This is a genomic window from Plantibacter lichenum, assembly GCF_050587525.1.
In the GTDB taxonomy this organism is placed as follows: domain Bacteria; phylum Actinomycetota; class Actinomycetes; order Actinomycetales; family Microbacteriaceae; genus Plantibacter.
Genome location: NZ_JBOBFT010000009.1, coordinates 26,016 through 47,415 on the forward strand (window position 1 = coordinate 26,016; position 21,400 = coordinate 47,415).

19 protein-coding genes are annotated in these 21,400 nt (G+C 67.2%); 9 read left to right on the forward strand and 10 right to left on the reverse strand.

Going from position 1 to position 21,400, the window contains the following annotated elements; translation table 11 throughout:
• Positions 1–20: 20 nt before the first annotated feature.
• Entirely contained in the window at positions 21–776 is a 756-nt protein-coding gene (locus tag ACQ3HB_RS13250) for an MIP/aquaporin family protein (protein WP_430920533.1), read from the forward strand.
• Between the two features lie 95 nt (positions 777–871).
• On the forward strand, positions 872–2,386 hold the full coding sequence (gene glpK, locus ACQ3HB_RS13255; protein ID WP_430920534.1) for a glycerol kinase GlpK: 1,515 nt from the start codon (positions 872–874) through the stop codon (positions 2,384–2,386).
• A 462-nt stretch (positions 2,387–2,848) separates the two neighbouring features.
• Here glpK and ACQ3HB_RS13260 read toward each other — a convergent pair whose 3' ends face one another.
• Complete coding sequence (locus ACQ3HB_RS13260) at positions 2,849–3,610, reverse strand: HAD family hydrolase (RefSeq protein ID WP_430920535.1); 762 nt, start codon at positions 3,608–3,610, stop codon at positions 2,849–2,851.
• A gap of 239 nt (positions 3,611–3,849) precedes the next feature.
• Here ACQ3HB_RS13260 and ACQ3HB_RS13265 point away from each other — a divergent pair, with 239 nt between their 5' ends.
• The gene (locus ACQ3HB_RS13265) at positions 3,850–4,722 is read left to right on the forward strand and encodes a hypothetical protein (protein WP_430920536.1); all 873 of its coding nucleotides are present in this window, start codon (positions 3,850–3,852) and stop codon (positions 4,720–4,722) included.
• A 238-nt stretch (positions 4,723–4,960) separates the two neighbouring features.
• On the opposite strand, the gene trpS is transcribed toward ACQ3HB_RS13265, so the two are convergent.
• The 3 genes from trpS to ACQ3HB_RS13280 all read right to left on the reverse strand — a co-directional run bounded on the left by trpS (position 4,961) and on the right by ACQ3HB_RS13280 (position 8,160).
• Positions 4,961–5,965 carry a tryptophan--tRNA ligase gene (gene trpS, locus ACQ3HB_RS13270; RefSeq protein ID WP_430920537.1) on the reverse strand — a complete coding sequence of 335 codons (1,005 nt, stop codon included), beginning with the start codon at positions 5,963–5,965 and terminating at the stop codon, positions 4,961–4,963.
• Positions 5,966–6,054: 89 nt separating this feature from the next.
• Complete coding sequence (locus ACQ3HB_RS13275; RefSeq protein WP_430920538.1) at positions 6,055–6,900, reverse strand: exodeoxyribonuclease III; 846 nt, start codon at positions 6,898–6,900, stop codon at positions 6,055–6,057.
• 9 nt (positions 6,901–6,909) lie between these two features.
• Positions 6,910–8,160, reverse strand: a complete 1,251-nt coding sequence (locus ACQ3HB_RS13280) for a YihY/virulence factor BrkB family protein (RefSeq protein ID WP_430920539.1) — start codon at positions 8,158–8,160, stop codon at positions 6,910–6,912.
• A 112-nt stretch (positions 8,161–8,272) separates the two neighbouring features.
• On the opposite strand from ACQ3HB_RS13280, the gene ptsP reads away from it, so the two are divergent.
• On the forward strand, positions 8,273–9,937 hold the full coding sequence (ptsP, locus tag ACQ3HB_RS13285; protein ID WP_430920540.1) for a phosphoenolpyruvate--protein phosphotransferase: 1,665 nt from the start codon (positions 8,273–8,275) through the stop codon (positions 9,935–9,937).
• Positions 9,938–10,164: 227 nt separating this feature from the next.
• On the opposite strand, the gene ACQ3HB_RS13290 is transcribed toward ptsP, so the two are convergent.
• From ACQ3HB_RS13290 to corA, 5 genes are all read right to left on the reverse strand, one after another.
• Positions 10,165–10,926, reverse strand: coding sequence for a succinate dehydrogenase iron-sulfur subunit (locus tag ACQ3HB_RS13290; protein ID WP_430920541.1), 762 nt, complete (start codon positions 10,924–10,926; stop codon positions 10,165–10,167).
• A gap of 2 nt (positions 10,927–10,928) precedes the next feature.
• Positions 10,929–12,746, reverse strand: coding sequence for a succinate dehydrogenase flavoprotein subunit (gene sdhA, locus ACQ3HB_RS13295; RefSeq protein ID WP_430920542.1), 1,818 nt, complete (start codon positions 12,744–12,746; stop codon positions 10,929–10,931).
• Positions 12,747–12,764: 18 nt separating this feature from the next.
• Positions 12,765–13,211 carry a succinate dehydrogenase hydrophobic membrane anchor subunit gene (locus tag ACQ3HB_RS13300; protein ID WP_430920543.1) on the reverse strand — a complete coding sequence of 149 codons (447 nt, stop codon included), beginning with the start codon at positions 13,209–13,211 and terminating at the stop codon, positions 12,765–12,767.
• The gene (sdhC, locus tag ACQ3HB_RS13305) at positions 13,211–13,636 is read right to left on the reverse strand and encodes a succinate dehydrogenase, cytochrome b556 subunit (protein ID WP_430920544.1); all 426 of its coding nucleotides are present in this window, start codon (positions 13,634–13,636) and stop codon (positions 13,211–13,213) included. Before sdhC ends, ACQ3HB_RS13300 begins: the two co-directional genes overlap by 1 nt.
• A 143-nt stretch (positions 13,637–13,779) precedes the next feature.
• The gene (gene corA / locus ACQ3HB_RS13310; RefSeq protein ID WP_430920545.1) at positions 13,780–14,907 is read right to left on the reverse strand and encodes a magnesium/cobalt transporter CorA; all 1,128 of its coding nucleotides are present in this window, start codon (positions 14,905–14,907) and stop codon (positions 13,780–13,782) included.
• A 111-nt stretch (positions 14,908–15,018) separates the two neighbouring features.
• On the opposite strand from corA, the gene ACQ3HB_RS13315 reads away from it, so the two are divergent.
• Positions 15,019–16,134 (forward strand): mannose-1-phosphate guanylyltransferase, encoded by a 1,116-nt coding sequence (locus tag ACQ3HB_RS13315; protein WP_430920546.1) that lies wholly within the window; start codon positions 15,019–15,021, stop codon positions 16,132–16,134.
• A gap of 118 nt (positions 16,135–16,252) precedes the next feature.
• Positions 16,253–16,771 (forward strand): hypothetical protein, encoded by a 519-nt coding sequence (locus tag ACQ3HB_RS13320; protein WP_430920547.1) that lies wholly within the window; start codon positions 16,253–16,255, stop codon positions 16,769–16,771.
• Positions 16,772–16,936: 165 nt separating this feature from the next.
• Here ACQ3HB_RS13320 and ACQ3HB_RS13325 read toward each other — a convergent pair whose 3' ends face one another.
• Positions 16,937–17,944: a hypothetical protein gene (locus ACQ3HB_RS13325; RefSeq protein ID WP_430920548.1), complete on the reverse strand. Its 1,008-nt coding sequence runs from the start codon at positions 17,942–17,944 to the stop codon at positions 16,937–16,939.
• 229 nt (positions 17,945–18,173) lie between these two features.
• Here ACQ3HB_RS13325 and ACQ3HB_RS13330 point away from each other — a divergent pair, with 229 nt between their 5' ends.
• The 3 genes from ACQ3HB_RS13330 to ACQ3HB_RS13340 are packed head-to-tail and all read left to right on the forward strand — an operon-like array spanning position 18,174 to position 21,384.
• Complete coding sequence (locus ACQ3HB_RS13330; RefSeq protein WP_430920549.1) at positions 18,174–19,460, forward strand: ABC transporter substrate-binding protein; 1,287 nt, start codon at positions 18,174–18,176, stop codon at positions 19,458–19,460.
• Between the two features lie 26 nt (positions 19,461–19,486).
• The gene (locus ACQ3HB_RS13335) at positions 19,487–20,479 is read left to right on the forward strand and encodes a carbohydrate ABC transporter permease (protein WP_430920550.1); all 993 of its coding nucleotides are present in this window, start codon (positions 19,487–19,489) and stop codon (positions 20,477–20,479) included.
• A gap of 11 nt (positions 20,480–20,490) precedes the next feature.
• Positions 20,491–21,384 carry a carbohydrate ABC transporter permease gene (locus tag ACQ3HB_RS13340; protein WP_430920551.1) on the forward strand — a complete coding sequence of 298 codons (894 nt, stop codon included), beginning with the start codon at positions 20,491–20,493 and terminating at the stop codon, positions 21,382–21,384.
• The last annotated feature ends 16 nt before the right edge of the window (positions 21,385–21,400 follow it).

Here is a 21,400-nt window from a genome sequence, read left to right on the forward strand (position 1 = left end):
CAAGAAAGGTCAATGAAGACATGAACCTCGGTATCATCTTCCTCTCCGAGGTCGTCGGAACGGCGATGCTGGTCCTCCTCGGAACCGGTGTCGTCGCAACGGCGATCCTCACGAAGTCGAAAGGTCTCGGCGGCGGTTGGCTCCTCATCAACTTCGGTTGGGGTCTCGCTGTCTTCGCCGGTGTCACCGTCTCCTACGCGTCGGGCGCCCACCTCAACCCAGCAGTCACCATCGGTCTGCTGACCGTCGGCAAGATCACCATCGGTCAAGCCCTCGTCTACTGGGCGGCTCAGCTCGTCGGTGCCTTCATCGGTGCCATCCTCACCTGGTTCGCTTTCAAGCAGCACTTCGACCTCGAAGAAGACCCGGGCAAGAAGCTCGGCGTGTTCTCGACCGGCCCTGAGATCCGCAGCTACGGCTGGAACCTCGTGACCGAGATCATCGGCACCTTCGTGCTCGTGTTCGTCGTGCTCTCGTTCGGCAAGGTCGGACCCGGCGTCGAAACCTCGACGACCGTCCCGGCCGGTCTCGCCGCACTCGGCGCCCTCCCGGTCGCCCTGCTCGTCGTCGGTATCGGTGCCTCCCTCGGTGGCCCGACCGGTTACGCCATCAACCCGGCACGTGACCTCGGTCCTCGCATCGCTCACGCCATCCTGCCCATCAAGGGCAAGGGCTCGAGCGACTGGTCGTACTCGTGGGTCCCGATCGTCGGTCCGCTCATCGGTGGTGTGCTCGCCGGCCTCGCGTCGTTCGTCCTGCTGCCCGTCCTCACGTAACCCGACGCTGCAGCGGAGCCTGAACGGGCCCCGCTGCAGCACCCCGGGGGCGGCGGGTGATCGTCGTCCCACATCGCAACGAAGGAGTACCTCCAATGGCGGACTACGTCATCGCTATCGACCAGGGAACCACCAGCTCCCGGGCCATCGTCTTCGACAAGAGCGGCTCGATCGTCTCGACCGGCCAGCTCGAGCACGAACAGATCTTCCCGAAGGCGGGATGGGTCGAACACAACCCGAACCAGATCTGGAACAACACTCGTGAAGTGATCGGCCAGGCACTCAGCAAGGCCAACATCACGCGCCACAACATCGCGGCCATCGGCATCACCAACCAGCGCGAGACCGCAGTGGTCTGGGACAGGACCACCGGTCAGCCCGTCTACAACGCGATCGTCTGGCAGGACACCCGCACGCAGGACATCGTCAACCGCCTCGCGGAGGACGGCGGCGTCGAGCGCTTCAAGAAGAAGGTCGGGCTCCCGCTCGCCACCTACTTCTCCGGCACGAAGATCGTGTGGATCCTCGAGAACGTCGAAGGGGCCCGCGAGAAGGCGGAAGCCGGCGACCTCCTCTTCGGCACGACCGATAGCTGGGTCCTCTGGAACCTGACCGGCGGCGTCAACGGCGGTGTGCACGTCACCGACGTGACCAACGCATCGCGCACGCTGTTCATGGACCTGGAGACGCTGCAGTGGGACGACGAGATCCTCGAGATCTTCGGTGTCCCGAAGTCCATGCTCCCCGAGATCAAGAGCTCCTCCGAGGTCTACGGCCACGCGTCCGACGACAGCCTGCTCCGCGAGACGCCCATCGCGGGCATCCTCGGCGACCAGCAGGCCGCCACCTTCGGCCAGGCCGCATTCCAGCAGGGTGAGGCGAAGAACACGTACGGCACCGGTAACTTCATCATCTTCAACACGGGTGAAGAGATCGTCCACTCGGAGAACGGCCTGCTCACGACGCTCGGCTACAAGCTGGGCGACGCCAAGCCGCACTACGCGCTCGAGGGCTCCATCGCCGTCACCGGTTCGCTCGTGCAGTGGTTGCGCGACAACCTCGGCATGTTCTCCTCCGCTCCAGAGGTCGAGGCGCTCGCCAAGACCGTCGAGGACAACGGTGGCGCGTACTTCGTGCCGGCGTTCTCTGGTCTGTTCGCGCCGTACTGGCGTCCGGACGCCCGTGGTGCGCTCGTGGGTCTCACTCGGTACGTCAACAAGGGCCACATCGCCCGCGCTGCTCTCGAGTCGACCGCGTACCAGACGGCTGAGGTCATCGACGCCGTCAACGCCGACTCCGGTGTGCCGCTCACGGAACTGAAGGTCGACGGCGGCATGACCGCCAACGACACGCTCATGCAGTTCCAGGCCGACATCCTCGGCGTGCCGGTCATCCGACCGGTCGTCGCGGAGACGACCGCCCTCGGCGCCGCGTACGCGGCCGGTCTCGCGGTGGGCTTCTGGTCCGACCTCGACGACCTCGCCAAGAACTGGCAGGAGGACAAGCGTTGGGAGCCGTCCATGGACAAGGACCAGCGCGACCGCCTCTACCGCAACTGGAAGAAGGCCGTCACGAAGACCTTCGACTGGGTGGACGACGACGTCGAGTAGCCACACGGTCGCCGGTCACTGAGCCAGCCTCCGGTCGCTGAGCCGGTCTCCGGTCACTGAGCTTGTCGAAGTGGGTTCACTGAGCCGGTGTCCGGTCGCTGAGCCGGTCTCCGGTCACTGAGCCGGTCTCCGGTCACTGAGCTTGTCGAAGTGCGAAGTGCCAAGCACGGCCCGCTCTCCTTCGGGAGGGCGGGCCGTTCTGCGTTTCCATCGCCGAGCATTCCGGACCGCCCCCGTCCGAGCCGCCGAACGACCGAGCGTAACTCCTTCAATCCGTACGTCGTCGATTCGCGATCCGCGGAATTCCGGGCGTCTCGATGAGCTTGTGTCTGAATCGAAGGAGTTGTGCTCGAACCGAGGGGGTGGAGGATGCCTCCGGAACGGAACGGAACGGAACGGAACGGAACGGCACGGCACGGCACGGCACGGGCACGGCACGGCACGGCCGATCGACGTCCGTCGTCAGTTCAGGTCGGCGGGCAGCTCGTCGAGGCTCGAGATCACGCGAACTCCGGCCTGCTCGGCCATGGCGAGCGGATCGGCGCTGTCGTCGTCGCCGTGTCCAATGGCACCGGGCGGCACATCGTCGCCGTTGCGGTTCAACCACACTCCTGTGAGTCCTGCGCGTGCTGCACCGATCGCATCGGTCAGCAGGCGGTCGCCCACGTACACGGCCTCGGACGGGTCGATGCCGTAGAGCGCGCAGGCGTGGTGGAAGATGCCGGCGGCGGGTTTCGCGATCCCGACCGCGCCGGATGCGACGATGTGCTCGAACCGTTCACCGAGCACGAGGCGTGCGATCTTCACACTCTGGAAGTCGGGGTCGCCGTTCGTGATGACGCCAGTGCGGGAGCCGGCCGCAGCCAGTCGGTCGAGGCAGGGGAGCGCGTCGGGGAAGAGCGTCCAGCTGTCCCGATACCGTTCGAAGTAGGCGTCGAACCACTCGTCGGCCTCGGCGTCGTCGAGGGTGACACCGTACGCATCGGCGAAGTCCATGGCGCGGGCACGGCGCTGTCCGGCGAAGTCGAGCTCGCCCGTCAGGTACCGGTGGTAGTGGCGTTCCTCGAGGGCGTGCCAGTACGCCTGGACCTTCTCGTCGCGGAAGCCGACGTACGGTTCCCCGAGCGATCCCACGTGTTGGAGGATGCCGGTGGCGACGGCTCCGCGGTGGTCGAGGAGCGTGTCGTCGAGGTCGAACAGGACGAGGGAAGCAGGGGAACTCACCCTCCCATCGTCCCACTCCATCGCCAATCCCCATCCCCCTGCAGACCGTCATAACTCCTTCGATCTGGACATCGCCGACTTCGTCTCCGCGCCATTCCGGGCTTTCCAGCGGAGCGACGTCGGAATCGAAGGAGTTACGACGATGACCGAAACTCCTCCACAGAGCGAGAGGAGCGCAGAATCATCCACAGCTGGGGCCATCCGCGTCGTTTCGACTGCGAGATGTTGACGATGGAGCGATGAGACGAGCCAACGGTCAGACCGTCCACATCCTTTCGAGATCCATGCTGCTCCGGCGCGGGATGTCGCCGCTCGGCATCACTCGCGCGGTGCGAGCCGGAGTGCTGTTCAGGATCAGGCGGGACCACTACACCGACGTCGAACCGCCCGAGGACATCCGGACGGCCGTGCGCGTCGGGGGCCGAGTAGCGTGCGTATCGGCGCTCGCGGCCGCCGGGGTGTTCGTGATGCAGGGGCCGGCCGTCGTGCACATCCAGATCGAGCCGCTGAGTTCTCGGTTGCGCGGTGCATCACAGACGGACCGGCGTCTCTGCGAGAGCGACCGGAGCACCTTCCGCCTGCATTGGAGCCCGCTGATCGATCCATCGCGGTCGACCACCCACACGGTGTCGATCATCGATGCACTAGTCCACGCAATCGCGTGTCAACCGCTTCGGATGGCGGTCGCGACCCTTGACAGCGCGGTGTACCTGGGACTCGTGACGGAGGCGGATCTGGACCGAGTGTTCGACGCGATTCCAGTGCGTCGCCGCGTGCTCCGGCGCTTGGTCGAAGGGCGATGCGAATCGGGCGCGGAGACGCTGCTCGCGCTTCTCCTCCGGCAACTCGGCTACCGGTTCGTCATCCAGCGATCGTTCACGGGAATCGGGCGTGTGGATTTCGTCGTCGAGGGGTGCCTCGTGATCGAGGTGGACAGTCGGGCGCACCACGAAGGCTGGCCGAACGCGGTGAGCGACCGCACACGGGACCTCAAGATCGGCGGACTCGGGCTGCCGACGCTGCGGCCGCTGTACCAGCACATCGTCTTCGAGCCGTCGCTCGTTCGCGATGCCATTCGTGGGATCGTCGGGCCAGTGCTCGCCGCCCGATAACGCTCGTTCAGCAGGTCTGGCGTGCCAGACGGTCATCCCGGATCAGCACTTGTCCGGCCTGTCCCGTTGCTCCGGAGTCGACCACCTCGTGCATAACTCCTTCGATTTCGACAGTGGCCCGTGCTGAGGCCCGGAATTCCGGGGACAACGCGCGGGCTATGCCCAAATCGAAGGAGTTATGCGAATCGAAGGAGTTCTGTGCAGGCGAGGGGAGCGGAGGAGCGCGACGGACGACGAGTCAGCTGCGACGCAGCAGACCGATGTGGTCGAAGACCGTGGCGAGCGTCGCCTCGGCGACCTCGGACGCCCGAGCGGCGTTGACCGCGAGCAGGCGATCGAGCTCCGCAGGGTCGTCGAGGAGCTCGAGTGCACGCGCACGGATGGGCTCGACCGTGCCGACCACGACCTCTGCGAGACCCTTCTTCAAGTCGCCGTACCCGCGACCCTCGTAGGAGGCGACCACGGAATCGATCGACTCACCGCTCAGCGCAGAGTAGATGCTGAGCAGGTTCGAGACGCCCGGCTTCTCCTGCGGGTCGTAGGCGACCACGCCGTCCGTGTCCGTCACGGCGCGCATGATCTTCTTCTGCGTGACCTTCGGGTCGTCGAGCAACCAGATGATCCCGGCGGGAGTCTCCGCCGACTTCGACATCTTCGATGTCGGGTTCTGGAGGTCGTAGATCCGGGCGGTCTCCTTCTGGATCTGCGCCTTGGGGATCGTGAACGTCTCGCCGAAGCGCGAGTTGAAGCGCTCGGCGAGGTCGCGAGTCAGTTCGACGTGCTGCCGCTGGTCGTCGCCCACCGGCACGACCTCCGTCTGGAAGAGGAGGATGTCCGCCGCCATGAGCACCGGATAGGCGAAGAGGCCGACCGATGCCGCATCGCGGCCGTGCTTGGCCGACTTGTCCTTGAACTGGGTCATCCGGCTCGCCTCGCCGAAGCCTGTGATCGTGTTCAGGATCCAGGCGAGCTGCGCGTGGGCGGGCACGTGCGACTGCACGTAGAGCGTGGACGCGGACGGGTCGATGCCGGCGGCGATGTACTGGGCGGCGGTGCGACGGGTCTTCTCGCGGAGTTCCGCGGGGTCCTGCGGCACGGTGATCGCGTGGAGGTCGACGACGCTGAAGAAGGCGTCGTGCTCCTGCTGCATCTGCTTCCACTGGAGGATCGCACCGACGTAGTTGCCGAGGTGGAGCGACTCCGCGGAGGGCTGCATACCGGAGTAGAGGCGGGGCTTGGTCATGTTGGTCTCACAAACGTTGGGGTGGCGCAAAGCGCCTGGCCGAAAAGGGTACGGCCGTCGTCAGAGCACGTGCTGAGCAGTGATCCGGCTCAGATGGCGTAGTCGACGACGACGGGAGCGTGATCGGACCATCGCTCTGCGTAGGACGCGGCGCGGTCGATCGTGTAGTTGCTCGCCTTGGCCGCCAGCTCGGGCGTGGCCAGGTGGTAGTCGATGCGCCAACCGGTGTCGTTGTCGAACGCCTGGCCACGCTGCGACCACCAGGTGTACGGTCCTTCGACCTCACCCGCGGAGCGGCGTCCGATGTCGACCCAGCCGAGGCCGGGCCCCTGCACGCCGTCGACACCCGTCACGGTCTCGCCGGCGGTGCCGAGGATGCGGTCGAAGTAGGAGCGTTCCTGTGGCAGGAAGCCGGCACGCTTGACGTTGCCCTTCCAGTTCTTGATGTCGAGCTCACGGTGGCCGACGTTGAGGTCGCCCACGATGAGCGAGAGCGGGTTGTGCGCCTGCAGCTGCGGGATGCGCTCGACGAAGGCCTCGAGGAACTTGTACTTCTCGACCTGCTTGGGGGTGTCCGCTTCGCCCGAGTTCACGTAGGTGCTCACGACGGTGACGATCGTGCCATCGATGTCGTAGTCGGCCTCCAACCAGCGGCCGGCGCTGTCGAAGTCGTCGGCGCCGAAGGAGACACGGTGGATCTCGGCGGAGCGGCGGCTGGCGAGCGCGACGCCCGCACGGCCCTTCGCGGTGGCGGCATCATGCAGGATGTTCCACTCGGGTCCGAGGAGGCCCTCGATGTCCTCCGTGGAGGCGCGCACCTCCTGGATGGCCAGGATGTCGACGTCCCGGGGAGCGAGCCACTCGCCCATGCCCTTCCGGAATGCTGCACGGATTCCGTTGACGTTGACACTGGCGATGCGGAGGGACGATGACATGGAACCAGCTTAGTCGCGGGCTCCGACACGATCCGCTTCCGCCTCGGCTTCACGCAGCCGTCGTTCCGCCAGCCACTTGCCCGGCCACGTCGCGCGGTCCACGGCGGCCTGCGCATCACGCAGTTTCACCCGGGCGAGGATCCGTTCCGCTTCGCGTTGCCTGGCCAGTTCCTCGGCAGGTGTGAGCTTGTGGACGCTGATCCCCTTGTCCTCGAGCCCCACGGCGATCCACGCAGCTGAGATGAGGATGACGCGGCTCACCAGGTTGAACCACAGCATCAGGCCGACGAACACGGCGAACGTGGCGAGCAGCGGGTTCCGGGACGCTCCCGCGATCACCGCACTGCTGACGATGCTCAGGACGGAGAGCGCGACGCTGCCGAGCAGTGCGCCGAACGCGAGGTCTCGCCAGGGGATCTTGATGCGGCTGAGCACCCGGAACATGCCGCTCAGGGTGACGAAGTTGATGAGGACGGCGCCGAGCAGACCGACGGCTCCCGCTGCGAGGGTGAACCAGAAGGAGTTGCTCAGGCCGAGCAGGCCGAGCAGCCAGCTGAGCGCCTGCGTGCTGAACGCGGAGAGCGCGGCCGAGGCGAACAGCAGGACGCCGAACGCGAGCGCGAGGAGGAGGTCGACGAGCTTCAGCATCACGAAGCTCGCCGTGACCTTCGGCAGGTCGAAGACCGCCCTGACGGCCTGGCGGGTGTAGTACAGCCAACCGATGGCCGTCCAGATGAGCCCGGCAGCGGCGATCGCACCCGTCCACCCGAACAGGTTCACGTTCGTGAGCGCCTCCGGGCTGATGATGCCTTCCTTGCCGATCAGCCCTGGAACGGCGCGGTTGATGATCTCGACGAGCGCGTTGAAGAGGTCTGGATTGCCGGTGAGCCAGATGCCGGCGATCGCGAATCCGACGTACACGGCGGCGAACACGGCGAACACCGATTGGAAGCTGATGCCGGCGGCGAGCAGATTGCCGTCCGAGTCCAGATACTGCTTGAGCACCCGGTACGGCTTCAGCTTGAGGACCCACGCCGTGACACGTTCGGCGAAGGTGAGCTGCGGGTCGAGCCGTTTGACGATCGCGTTGTCGCTCTCGCGGAGGGTCGAGAAGATCGCCGGCAGTTCGACATCGGGATCGCGGGGCTCGGTGTGCGGTGTCGCCTCGTGTCGATCACGTGGAGGGACGGGATGCGAGGGAGCCGAGGCCGCGCTGCGCTCGCTCGACGTGCCCCGCTTCGTGCCCCGTGCGCTCACCACGCGCCCAGCCTACAAGCGCACGGAACCTCGGGTGTGCCCCGGGCTCTGCGACGACGCGGAACCGCCGCGCCAGGGAACGTCCGCCGACGAGCGGCTGGACTATGGTCGAACCATGCACGAGGCCGCGACGGGGCAGCACCGCACCTTCGGTGGGGTCGGCGTCGGGCGCGGCGTCGTGGCCGGTCCCGTCCTCAGGATGCAGGATCCGCTGCCCGAGCCGGAGGACGTCCCATTCGAGGGCGACCTGCAGGCGGAGCAGTCGCGGGCGGCCATCGCCCTCGCCGAGACCCGCAGCGAACTCCGCGAACGGGCCGCTCGCGCGGGCGGCCACGCGCAGGACGTCCTTGAAGCGCAGGCGCTCATGGCCGACGACCCGGCACTGGCCGAGGACATCGCGAGCCGAATCGCCTCGGGCAAGACCGCGGAACGCGCCGTCTATGAAGCGCTCGTCACGGTGCAGCAGATGTTCATGAACCTCGGTGAGTACATGGCGGCGCGGTCGACGGACATCGGCGATGTCTCGCAGCGGGTCGTCGCGAGGCTCACGGGAGTGGCGCCTCCGGGGGCACCGGAGTCGGAGACGCCGTTCGTGCTCGTCGCCCAGGACCTCGCCCCTGCCGACACCGTGCTCCTCGATCTCTCGAAGGTGCTCGCGCTCGTTACGAGCGGCGGTTCGGCGACCTCGCACACGGCGATCCTCGCGCGCGAGAAGTCGCTCATCGCCGTCGTCGGGGTCGACGGGGCGGACGAGATCGCCGACGGAGAGCTCGTCCTGGTGGACGCCGATGCCGGAGTCGTGACGGTGGCCCCGGCGGCGCGGCAGGTGCGCACGGCGATGTCCCGCTCGGCACGCCGCATCCGCGTCTCGCCGAGCGGTCCGGGCGAACTCGCCGACGGCACGCTGGTCCCGCTGCTCGCGAACGTGGGGACGCCGTCGGACGCCATCGCCGCGATCGACTGCGGAGCCGAGGGCGTCGGTCTCTTCCGCACCGAATTCCTCTTCCTCGGCCGGCGCACGCCGCCGAGCGTCGCGGAACAGGTCGAGCACTACACGGAACTGCTCGCGGAGTTCCCGGGCAAACGTGTCATCGCCCGCGTGCTCGATGCCGGCGCGGACAAGCCGCTCGCATTCCTGCGCTCCCCGGCCGAGGCGAATCCCGCTCTCGGGCTGCGCGGCATCCGTGCATTGGAGGCCAACGAGTCGATCCTCCGCGACCAGCTGACGGCGCTGGCGGAGGCCGGTTCCGCGACCGAAGCCGAACTGCAGGTCATGGCGCCGATGGTCGCCGACGTCGAGGAGACCGAGTATTTCGTCACCCTCGCGCGTGAGCACGGGCTGCAGACGGCCGGGGTCATGATCGAGGTCCCGTCGAGCGCGGTCCTCGCAGGGCAGATCCTCGGGATCGCGGACTTCGTGAGCATCGGGACCAACGACCTCACCCAGTACACGCTCGCCGCCGATCGCCAGCACGGACGGCTCGCGCGCTTCCAGGATCCGTGGCATCCCGGCGTCCTCAGACTCGTGAAGCTCGTGGGCGACGCAGGTCTCGCCTCTGGTCGCCCCGTCGGCGTGTGCGGGGAGGCGGCGGCCGATCCGATGCTCGCGGTCGTCCTCGTCGGTCTCGGCGCATCGAGCCTCTCGATGTCGCCGGCCGCGATCGAGGACGTGCGGCACCAGCTCCGCCAGTTCACCCTCGAGTCTGCGCGTGCCCTCGCATCGGAGGTCCTCGGGGCTCCCTCCGCCGCGGCGGCTCGCACGATGGCGGCGCCCCGCTGACCGGCGCATCGCGCGCCCGCATCCGCGCAGCCCTGTTCACAACTCAGGAGCGCCGCGGCGTGTCGGGGCCGCGCCGCGGCGTGTCGCCGCCGACGCGCCGGGGCCGTCCTGAGTTGTGAACACCCCGGGACGACGAGAGCAGGATGACGAGCGCGCGGATTCAGACGCACGAACGCCCCGCCGGTCCGGAGACCAACGGGGCGTTCGAGACGCGAGCTGCGTGAGTGTTAGGCGCGACCGCGCATAACGGCCTGCTTGACCTCGGCGATCGCCTGCGTCACCTGGATGCCACGGGGGCACGCCTCGGTGCAGTTGAAGGTCGTGCGGCAGCGCCACACGCCTTCCTTGTCGTTGAGGATGTCGAGGCGGACGCCGGCGGCGTCGTCACGGGAGTCGAAGATGAAGCGGTGCGCATTCACGATGGCGGCCGGACCGAAGTACTGTCCGTCCGTCCAGAACACGGGGCACGACGAGGTGCACGCGGCGCAGAGGATGCACTTCGTGGTGTCGTCGAAGCGGGCGCGCTCGGCGACGGACTGCACGCGCTCCTTGCCCTTCTCCGGAGCCTTCCCGGGCATGAGGAAGGGCTGGACCTCGCGGAAGGAGGCGAAGAACGGCTCCATGTCGACGATGAGGTCCTTCTCCAGCGGCAGGCCCTTGATGGCCTCCACGTAGATGGGCTTCGAGATGTCGAGGTCCTTGATGAGCGTCTTGCACGCGAGGCGGTTGCGGCCGTTGATGCGCATGGCGTCGGAACCGCAGATGCCGTGGGCGCACGAACGACGGAACGTGAGCGAGCCGTCCTGCTCCCACTTGATCTTGTGGAGGGCGTCGAGGATGCGGTCGGTGGCGAACATCTCCACGTCGAAGTCCTGCCAGCGCGGCTCGTCGTCCACGTCCGGGTCGAAACGCCGGATGATGAGGGTGACGGTGAAGGACTGGATCTCGTCGGCTGCCGCCGGAGGAGTCTCGAGGGTTGCGGTGCTCATCGCTAGTACTTCCTCTCCATCGGCTGGTACCGGGTGATGACCACGGGTTTCCAGTCGAGCCGGATGTGATCGGCGGCATCGGACGAGTGCGGGTCGCCGGACAGGTACGCCATGGTGTGCTGCATGTAGTTCTCGTCGTCGCGCTTCGGGAAGTCGTCGCGCATGTGGCCGCCGCGGCTCTCCTTGCGGTTCCGGGCGGAGAAGACGACGACCTCGGCGAGGTCGAGCAGGAAGCCCAGCTCGATCGCTTCGAGGAGGTCGGTGTTGAAACGCTTGCCCTTGTCCTGCACGGCGATGTTGCGGTAGCGGTCGCGCAGGTTGTGGATGGTCGCCGTGACGCCTGCGAGGGATTCGTCGGTCCGGAACACCTGAGCGTTGCGGTCCATCTCCTCCTGCAGTTCGCGGCGGATCGTCGCGATGCGCTCGGTGCCGTTGGAGTTCCGCATCTGCTCGATGAGGCCCGTGACGAATGAGGCGGGGTTCTCGGGCAGCGGCGTGAACTCGACGCCCTGGACGTACTCGACGGCGTTGTTGCCGGCGCGCTTGCCGAAGACGTTGATGTCGAGCAGCGAGTTGGTGCCGAGACGGTTGGAACCGTGGACGGACACGCACGCGCACTCGCCGGCAGCGTAGAGGCCGGGGACGATCGTGTTGTTGTCGCTCAGGACCTCCGCCTTGACGTTGGTCGGGATGCCGCCCATGGCGTAGTGCGCGGTGGGCATGACCGGGACGGGCTCGGTCACCGGGTCGACGCCCAGGTAGGTGCGGGCGAACTCGGTGATGTCCGGGAGCTTGGTCTCGAGGACCTCGGCGCCCAGGTGGGTGCAGTCGAGGTACACGTAGTCCTTGTTGGGGCCTGCGCCGCGGCCCTCAGCGACCTCCTGGACCATGCAGCGCGCGACGATGTCTCGCGGCGCGAGGTCCTTGATGGTCGGGGCGTACCGCTCCATGAAGCGTTCACCGCTCGCGTTGCGGAGGATCGCGCCCTCGCCTCGCGCTCCCTCGGTGAGGAGGATGCCGAGTCCGGCGAGTCCGGTGGGGTGGAACTGGAAGAACTCCATGTCCTCGAGCGGGAGGCCCTTGCGCCAGATGATGCCGACGCCGTCGCCCGTGAGGGTGTGCGCGTTCGAGGTCGTCTTGTAGATCTTGCCGAACCCGCCGGTGGCGAAGATGATCGCCTTCGCCTGGAAGACGTGGATCTCGCCGGTGGACAGTTCGTACGCGACGATGCCGGACGGCTTCTGCGTGATCGTTCCGTCTTCGTTCTCGACGTCGCTCATGATGAGGTCGAGGGCGTAGTACTCGTTGAAGAAGTTGATGCCGAGGCGGACGCAGTTCTGGAACAGCGTCTGCAGGATCATGTGACCGGTGCGGTCGGCCGCGTAGCACGCACGACGCACGGGCGCCTTGCCGTGGTCGCGGGTGTGACCGCCGAACCGGCGCTGGTCGATCTTGCCCTCCGGCGTGCGGTTGAAGGGGAGGCCCATGTTCTCGAGGTCGATGACCGCGTCGATGGCCTCCTTCGCGAGGATCTCCGCCGCGTCCTGGTCGACGAGGTAGTCGCCGCCCTTGATCGTGTCGAAGGTGTGCCACTCCCACGAGTCCTCTTCGACGTTGGCGAGCGCAGCCGCCATGCCGCCCTGTGCGGCGCCCGTGTGGGAGCGCGTTGGGTAGAGCTTCGAGATGACGGCCGTCTTCGCGCCCGGTCCCGCCTCGATGGCGGCACGCATGCCGGCGCCGCCGGCGCCCACGATGACGATGTCGAACTGGTGGTAGTGCACGCCGTCGACGACGGTGGACTCGCTGGTTTCTGTAGTCACTCTTGGTCCGTTAGCTGATTAGTTCGCGGGGCAGAACGAGGGGAGCAGGTCTGCTGGACCGCCTGCGGGGCAGGGGTCGAAGGTGAAGACGACGAGGGTGCCGAGCACGATCAGGATGGCGACCGCTGCGAGGATGGCGACCTTCAGCACGCCTCGGACGGTGCGTCCGGTGGCGTAGTCGTTCACGAGGGTGCGCATGCCGTTGCCGCCGTGGATGAGCGCGAGCCACAGCATCGCGACGTCCCACCACTGCCAGAACGGGTTGGAGAGCTTGCCGCCGACGAACGCGAAGTCGACGGCCTTGATGCCCTCGCCGAGCATGAGGTTGACGAAGAGGTGGCCGAAGATCAGGACGATCAGCACGACGCCGGAGGCGCGCATGTAGATCCAGCCCCACTTCTCCCAGTTGACGCCCTTGCGGCGTGCGGGACGGGCGGGGGTACGGGGTGCGGCGATTGTCGACATCAGTGCCCCATCTCGCTGAAGACGTTGATCAGGTGGCGCGGCGTGAACGCGAGCATCGTGACGATCCAGACGCTGACCACGATCCAGAACATGGGCTTCTGGTACTTGGTGCCCTTCGACCAGAAGTCGATGAGGATGATCCGCAGCCCGTTGAACGCGTGGAAGGTGATGGCGGCGACGAGCGCGACCTCACCGATCCCCATGATCGGGTTCTTGTAGGTGCCGATGACCGCGTTGTAGGCCTCGGGGCTGACCCTCACGAGTGCCGTGTCGAGCACGTGCACCAGAAGGAAGAAGAAGATGGCGACGCCGGTGATCCGGTGGAGGACCCACGACCACATGCCTTCACGACCGCGGTACAGAGTACCCGCCGGGCGTTTGGATGTCGTGGCTCCGAGTGGCGTCCCAGTGGTGCTCGCTGTCACGAACGATCCTCCCTGACTTTTCGCGTATCGCGGCAGTGCGTTCTGCCGTGCGTCAATGCGGCGTAGTGGCTCCCAGTCTAAGCCGATCCTGAGGGTCGTGCTGCTAAGGGTCACCTAAGTGTCTCGATGTCGAGAGAGTTGGGTCAGAGCCAGTTCCGCCGCTTGAAGATCTTGTACAGGATGAAGCTCGTCGCGGCCATCATGCAGATGGCCATCGGGTACCCGAACCACCAGTTCAGTTCCGGCATGTCCCGGAAGTTCATGCCGTAGATGCCGGCGATGAGCGTCGGGCCGAAGAGGATCGCCGCCCAGGAGGAGATCTTCTTGACCTCGTCGCCCTGCTTGAGGCTCGCGGCGGTCATCTTCGCCATCTCCTCGTTCTGCCGCTGCGTGACGAGCGTGCCGTCCACCGTGAGGATGTCGCGCAGGAGTTCCCGATAGGCGTCGACCCGCTGGTTGACGCTCGTGAGGTGGTCGGCGACGTCGCGGAGGCTGCGGCGCAGCTCATCGGCGACCCCGTACTTCTCGCTGCCGTGGCCGAGGGCGTCGACGACATCGCTGAGCGGGTGCGTCGCGCGTTCGAACGCGATGACCTCGCGCAGGAGTTCGTAGATGCGGCGGGAGACGAAGGAGTCGCCGTCGAAGACCTGCGTCTCGATCTCGTCGATGTCGTTGGCGAGTCCCGCGACGACGGGGCCGTAATCGTCGACGACCGCATCGATGATCGCGTACAGGATGGCCTGTGGCCCGGATGCGAGCAGCTCCGGTTCCTGCTCCATGCGCGAGCGCACGTGGGCGAGGTCGGGGGACTCCGCGTGGCGGAGGGTGATGACGAAATTGGGGCCGACGAACACGTGCAGCTCGCCGAAGTCGACCGTCTCCGACTCGTCGATGTAGGTCGCAGCGCGGAGGACGACGAAGAGGACGTCGTCGTATCGTTCGATCTTGGGGCGCTGGTGCGCGGTGATCGCGTCCTCGACGGCGAGCGGGTGCAGGCCGAACTCGGCCGCGAGGGAGGCGAGCTCGGCCTCGTCCGGCCGGTACAGGCCGATCCAGGCGACGCCGCCCGGGGTCGCGTCGAGCGCGTCGTACGTGTCGGTGAGGCTCGTCAGGGTCGCCGTGCAGGCGCCTTGCGAGTAGACGCGGGCGTTGACGATGCTGTTGCGGCCGTCGACGTCGGGGACCTCCTGCGAGGGGCCGGCGGGGGCCGGTGGGCGCTGCCGCCCGCCGAATGACGGGATGGGGATCCCGAGGACGTTGCGTCCGGCCATGACGGCGCCTCCTTCAGACTCGCTGCACCCTTCGGGCATGCGCCGAAGGCCTTTATGGTAACCCCGGTCGGTGAACAGCATCCGCTCTGCCCGAACCGCTACTCTGGGGCCATGCTGAGCCCCCTCGAACGCTTCTACGCCGTCATCCCCGCCGGAGGCATCGGCAGCCGCCTGTGGCCGTTGTCCCGTGCGGATGCGCCGAAGTTCCTGCACGACCTCACGGGGTCAGGCAGCACGCTCCTCCGCGCCACCTGGGATCGTCTCGCCCCCATCGCGGGCGACCAGCGGATCATGGTCGTCACCGGGCGTGCGCACCGCGCGGCGGTCGAGCAGCAGCTCCCCGACCTCGCCGACCTCAACGTCGTGCTCGAGAGCGGCCCGCGCGACTCCTCCGCGGCCATCGGCCTCGCCGCCGCGATCCTCGAGAAGCGCGAGCCGGGCGTCATCATCGGCTCGTTCGCGGCCGACCACGTGATCCGCGGCGACCGCCTGTTCCGTGCCGCCGTCGCGCAGGCCGTCAATGCGGCCGACCAGGGCTACATCGTCACGATCGGCATCCAGCCCACCGAGCCGGCGATCGGGTTCGGCTACATCCGCAGCGCGGCGGACCTGGGCCTCGTCGGCGCGGAGAGCGCGATGCTCGTCGACTCCTTCGTGGAGAAGCCCGACCTCGCGACGGCGAAGCAGTACCTCGCGAGCGGCGAGTACCTCTGGAACGCCGGCATGTTCATCTCGCGGGCCGACGTGCTCCTCGAAGAACTCGGACGCCAGCAGCCAGAGCTCCTTGCCGGCCTGCTCGAACTCGCCGAGGTGTGGGACGACCCGGCTCTTCGCGGTCCCGTCGTCGACCGCGTGTGGCCGACGCTCACGAAGATCGCGATCGACTACTCCGTGGGCGAGCCCGCCGCCGCATCGGGTCGGATGGCCGTGATCCCCGCGCACTTCGACTGGGACGACGTCGGCGACTTCGCCTCGCTCGCCAAGCTCAACTCGGGCGGTCGCAAGTCGGATCTCGCGATCCTCGGCGAGAACGCGCGTGTGCTCGCCGACTCGTCGAGCGGCATCGTCGTGAGCCAGACGGGGCGCGTCATCAGCCTCATCGGCGTGCAGGACATCGTCGTCGTCGACACCCCCGACGCCCTCCTCGTGACCACGAGCGCGAACGCCCAGCGAGTGAAGAGCGTCGTCGACGCCCTCAAGCTGTCCGGGCGCGACGACGTCCTCTGAACACGGTGCAGGATGTCGATCTGCTCGGATGATGCGCTCGCAGGCGCTGCGGGCAGGGTCGTTCCTGCCGGTCAGCGCGTTCCCGCCGTCCCGGTGGTCTCGAGTGGGGTGATCCTCGATGCTCGTCGGCGCTGACGAGGCTGAGTTCGCGGCCAGACTGGGCACGCTGCTCTCCGGCGCCGCTGCGCGGTTGGCCGGTGCGGATGCTCGCGACGAGGTCATCGCGAACTACCGGCCCGCGGGGATGATCCCGTTCATCAAGCGGGCGCCCGTGCTCCTGCCGGTCGAGCGCGCATGGCGGCTCGGCGTCCTCCTCCTGGACCGGCAGGCGCGCCTGTTCGAGACGGGCGAGGTGACTCGCGCGATCGAGACGAAGTGGCCGAGCAACCGGTCGCTGGAGGTGGAGCGACGACGACAGGTGCAGGCTGCGGCGTTCCGTGGGCCGTTCGAGGCCGGCGACGTCATCAATGTCGACGCGACGCCCATCGACCTCGCTCCGGTAGCGCTCCGTGTCGGTTCCGGGCCGCTGTCGGTCCGCGACGGCGTGCTCGTGGTGCGCTGGGCGTCGACGCCGGGCGGCGGGACGACGCCGCTCGAGCCCTACCTCGCCGACCGCATCGCGCTCCTCGCCGACTGACCTCGCGTCTTCCGCCCGACCTCCGCGCGGATTTGCATAATTCAGGACGACTTGCATAATTCAGGAGATCCGGTGGCCGACGCGCCGCCCGATGGTCCTGAATTCTGCAACCGGTCCTGAATTGTGCACAGCTCGAATTGGGGCGAGAGTGAAAACCGAGGACTGCTAGGTGGCGGGGCCGAACCACTCGGTGTACAGCCGCCAGAAGTTGCGGTTGCCGTAGGCGCTGCAGTCGTCGCCCGTGCCGTAAAGGTTCGCGAGCGCGGCGGCGTTCGGCTGGTACGGGGTGTACAGGTACAGGTTGGCCGTCGCCTGGTTCTTGATGTCCACCATCGTCCCGCCGCACGCGGCGTCCGGGCTGTACTGGATGAAGACGGTGCCGATGTGGTATTCCCGCTGGTACGTTTCGCCGGGCACGTTCACGGGGTACAGCATGTACTGCCGGAACTGCCAGGCCGACTGGTAGACCTGGTTCTGGAAGCCGAAGTACTCGGCGTCGCAGTTCGCGGTGAAATCGGGACCGGTGTCGGGGCAGCCCCAGCCCATCGCCCGGGCGTAGCCGTACTCGCTCGGCGAGGAGATGAGCGACTGCTCCTTCTGCATGAGGACGAGCAGGACCTTGGGGTTGATGCCGCACGCGTGCGCGACCTTCCACACGATGCGGGCGGCGGACTCGTTCGTCGCGCCCCGGTAGGCCTCGCAGTGCCCAGGCTCCGCGGCGCGGATCGACTTCGTCGTCTTCCGGAAGTCTGCGAGGCACGGCACGCCGTCCTTCGGCGTGCAGCTCTGCGAGGCGAAGAACGACTGGATGCCCGCCTCGCTGAGGGCGTTGGCGTCGGTGAAGTTCTCGTCGCTGATGATCTCGCCCGGGTCGAACTCCGTTCCGGACAGGGGAGTGGGGGCTTGCGTGGGCGGGGGCGACGGGGTGGGGGTCGGCGTCGGCTTCACGGTGGGGGTGGCGTTCGGGGTCGCGCCGCGCGTGGGCGTCGGGGTGCTGCTCGAACCCGGGGTCGAGCCGGGGGTCGGCATCGTGGCGGCGTTCGCGGGCTGCCCGGTCGACCCGCCCGCGACGATCGCCCCGAGCAGCGCGGTGACCGCGAAAGCGCTGAGGAGCAGTGTGCGGAGACGGCGGGTCCCTGCGGTGCGCGGCTCTGGCGGGGTCGTCGACAGCATGCCCTCCAGCCTACCGATCGATGTCTGAGGGTCCCTGAGCACGCGTATACCTCCGAATCATTTCGGGCGGATTACGACAAGACAACTCACAAATTAAACGTGCACCAGTATTGACCACTCCAATACCAAGACATACCATTGCTGCAATCGGTGCCGACGAAGGCACCGGCACGACCCTGATCCACCTCAGACCGAGACCCAGACCGAACCCTCAGAAGGAACAGATCTCATGTTGAAATCTTTCACCAGAATCGGCGTCGCTGTGACCGCGGCCGCCGTCCTGACCCTCGTCACCGCCTGTAGCGGAGGTGGCGCGGGCGCGGGCGACGATGCCGACACGATCGTGCTGCAGACCAACTGGACGAGCGCCGGAACCGAGAGCAAGCCGCTGAAGGCCGCCATCGAGAAGTTCACCGAGGAGACCGGCATCACGGTCAAGACCCTCGAGAACGGCGACGACCTCAACCAGGTGTACGAGACGTCCCTGCTCGCCGGCGAAGAAGCCGATGTCCTGCTCGTCGGCCTCCTCGAGAAGCAGCTCGACTGGGTCAAGACCGGCGCCGTCGTCCCCGTCGACAAATACCTCACCGACTGGGGCATCGATAAGGCCCTCCCGAAGGACGCCGTCGCCGACTGGACCGACGCCGACGGCGCGCTCCGCGGCTTCCCGTACGCGGGCTTCACCTGGCCGTGGTGGTACAACACGGCGGTGTTCGAGCAGGCCGGCGTCGAGATCCCGAAGACGACAGACGAGCTCATCGCGGCGATGCCGGCCCTCAAGGCCGCCGGCTTCGGCGGGGTCGCGATCGGCGGCAACGACTGGTCAGGGCAGAAGATCTTCCTGCAGATCATCCAGAGCTACCTGAAGCCGGCGGAGACGGAGAAGCTCTTCCAGAAGGGCGGCTACTGCGACAACGCCGATGCGATGAAGGGCGTCGAGCTCTTCACGAAGCTGCGCGACGCCGGCGTCTTCGTCGACGGCGTCGAGGGCCTCAGCGCCGACCAGGCCACGGCGCTCTACCAGACCGGCAAGGCGGCGATCGCGCCCATGGGCTCGTGGAGCTACAACTCCACCGAGGAGGCCCTCGCGAACACGACGACGCTCGGCGGATTCCCCGCGGTCTCCGGCGGCACCTTCGAAGCGCCCACCGCGTACCACGGCTCCACGTCCGCAGGCTGGTGGATCAGCCCCAACGGCGAGAAGAAGATCGACAACGTCGAGAAGTTCGTGAAGTTCATGTACAGCCCGGAGACGGTCCAGTCCATGATCGAGGGCGGCATCGACATCGTGACGACCCAGAAGGTCGACGTCTCGAACGTGAAGTCGCCGCTCGTCGCCCAGGCGTTCTCGAAGCTCCCGGACGCCGTCGACTTCGCCGTGATGCCCGACCTCTTCATCCCCGCGGACGTGTCCAACCCGATGTACCGCGCGACGTCGATCGCCTACACGGCCGGAAACGACGCGAAGCTCATCTGCAAGACCGTGGACGACGTCTACGCCGTGGCAGCGAACTGACCTCGCGAACGATCGGGTGACCACGAATGACTGACACCACCCTCGAGGAACGCCGTTCGGTCCGGGAGACCGGGCCGAACGGCGGCGCCTCGGCGACTCCACCGCAGACGGAGCAGGAGGCTCGCAGCGCTCGTCGCGCGCGCAGCCGGAAGCACGGCAGGGCCGAAGCGGGCCGGCTGGTCTTCACCCTCCCCGCCCTCGTCTGGTTCCTGTTCTTCACGGGCGGTCCGCTCGTGGCGCTGTTCGCGTACTCCCTCACCGACTGGCGCGGCCTCATCGCGCCGCGCACCTTCGTCGGCTTCGGGAACTTCGAACGCCTCATGAGGGACCCCGTCTTCCACCAGGCGATCGGGAACACGGTCATCCAGCTCGTGGTGACGCTGCCGATCGTGGTGGTCGGCGCGTTCATGATCGCGTACTACCTGTACCTGCGACCGCGCGGGCATCGGATCATCCGGGCCCTGCTGTTCACGCCGATCCTCCTGTCCGCTCCGGCTCTGGCGATGGTCTTCCTCGGCGTCTTCGCGCCGAGCGGGCTCGTGAACGGTGCGCTGCAGGCGGTCGGTCTGCAGGACCTCGTCAGCCCGTGGCTGGCGCGGGCGGACTCGGCGTTCATCGCGATCCTCATCGTCATCGTCTGGTCGAGCATGTCGATCAGCGCGGTCATGCTGGCCTCGCGGATGAACTCGCTGCCGGCCGAGGTGTTCGAGGCGGCGCAGCTCGACGGCTGCAGCCACTGGCGCCGGATGTGGAGCATCGCCTGGCCGATGTGCCGTGAGTTCGTCGGTGTCATCACGATGCTCCAGTTCCTCTGGACGTTGTTCTCCTCGGCCGCCGTCGTCCTGCTGCTCACCCGCGGCGGGCCGGGCAACGCGACCGTCAACCTGTCCTTCCTCGTCTACGACTACGCGTTCAACCAGTCCAAGGTCGGCTACAGCCAGGCCATCGCGGTCGCCCTGTTCGCTGTCGGCATCCTCGGGCTCCTCGGCATCCGCCGGGCGTTCCGTCAGCAGTACTGAAAGGAGTCACGATGTCGATCACCGCTCCCCGCCGCAGCGCCGTCCGCAGCCGCCCGACCCGTCGCAACTCGTCCGTCCGCACCACCGGCCCGCTCGCGTGGCTGTCGCACCTCGGTGTGTGGACCTACGTGGTCCTCCTCGCGGTCCCGCTCTACTACCTCGTCATCTCGGCGTTCAAGTCGAACCTCGGGATCCTGTCCGCACCGTTCTCGCCGATCGCCGGTTTCGACCTCGGCAACTTCGGCAAGGCGATCAGCCAGGCGAACCTCATCCCCGCGCTCGGCAATCAGGCGTACATCACGATCGGCGCCAACGTCCTGACGCTCGCTCTGGCGCTGCCCGCCGCGTTCGCGCTCGCCAGGGCCAAGGGCAAGCTGGGCGTCGCGATCGAGCGGATCTTCGCGATGGGCTTCCTCATCCCGGGCTTCGCGGCGCTCGTGCCGACGGTCATGCTCGCGATCGGCATGGACCTCTTCCACACGCGCGAGTTCCTCATCCTGTTCCTCCCCGCCAGCGCGATGCCGATCAGCGTCATCCTGCTGACCCAGGCGATGCGGGCGGTGCCGGCGGAGCTCGAGGAGTCGGCGGTGCTCGACGGCGCCGGGCAGTTCCGCACGCTCCTGTCCGTCTACATGCCCTTGTGCGTGCCGACAGTGGTGGTGGTGACGATCCTCAACTTCCTGTCGTTCTGGAACGAGTACTTCTTCTCACTCGTCATCATCGGACCGGATCCAGCGCTTCGGACGGCCCAGGTCGCCCTGCCGACACTGTCGCTCGCGAACGCGTCCCAGTACGGCGTGCTCGCGGCCGGTATCCTCATCACGCTCGTGCCGGTGTACGTCCTGTACGCGTTCTTCTCGGACAAGATGGAAGGGGCGGTGCTCGCCGGTGCGGTCAAGGGTTGAATCGTCGTCGTCTTCG

Bases quoted from the DNA above. Each gene is read 5' to 3' on its own strand.
- ACQ3HB_RS13265 (WP_430920536.1), top strand. From the start codon at position 3,850: ATGAGACGAGCCAACGGTCAGACCGTCCACATCCTTTCGAGATCCATG.
- ACQ3HB_RS13325 (WP_430920548.1), bottom strand. From the start codon at position 17,944: ATGCTGTCGACGACCCCGCCAGAGCCGCGCACCGCAGGGACCCGCCGT.
- ACQ3HB_RS13330 (WP_430920549.1), top strand. From the start codon at position 18,174: ATGTTGAAATCTTTCACCAGAATCGGCGTCGCTGTGACCGCGGCCGCC.
- ACQ3HB_RS13300 (WP_430920543.1), bottom strand. From the start codon at position 13,211: ATGTCGACAATCGCCGCACCCCGTACCCCCGCCCGTCCCGCACGCCGC.
- ACQ3HB_RS13320 (WP_430920547.1), top strand. From the start codon at position 16,253: ATGCTCGTCGGCGCTGACGAGGCTGAGTTCGCGGCCAGACTGGGCACG.
- ACQ3HB_RS13340 (WP_430920551.1), top strand. From the start codon at position 20,491: ATGTCGATCACCGCTCCCCGCCGCAGCGCCGTCCGCAGCCGCCCGACC.
- ACQ3HB_RS13250 (WP_430920533.1), top strand. From the start codon at position 21: ATGAACCTCGGTATCATCTTCCTCTCCGAGGTCGTCGGAACGGCGATG.
- ACQ3HB_RS13315 (WP_430920546.1), top strand. From the start codon at position 15,019: ATGCTGAGCCCCCTCGAACGCTTCTACGCCGTCATCCCCGCCGGAGGC.
- glpK (WP_430920534.1), top strand. From the start codon at position 872: ATGGCGGACTACGTCATCGCTATCGACCAGGGAACCACCAGCTCCCGG.
- ACQ3HB_RS13290 (WP_430920541.1), bottom strand. From the start codon at position 10,926: ATGAGCACCGCAACCCTCGAGACTCCTCCGGCGGCAGCCGACGAGATC.
- trpS (WP_430920537.1), bottom strand. From the start codon at position 5,965: ATGACCAAGCCCCGCCTCTACTCCGGTATGCAGCCCTCCGCGGAGTCG.
- corA (WP_430920545.1), bottom strand. From the start codon at position 14,907: ATGGCCGGACGCAACGTCCTCGGGATCCCCATCCCGTCATTCGGCGGG.
- ACQ3HB_RS13335 (WP_430920550.1), top strand. From the start codon at position 19,487: ATGACTGACACCACCCTCGAGGAACGCCGTTCGGTCCGGGAGACCGGG.
- ptsP (WP_430920540.1), top strand. From the start codon at position 8,273: ATGCACGAGGCCGCGACGGGGCAGCACCGCACCTTCGGTGGGGTCGGC.
- ACQ3HB_RS13275 (WP_430920538.1), bottom strand. From the start codon at position 6,900: ATGTCATCGTCCCTCCGCATCGCCAGTGTCAACGTCAACGGAATCCGT.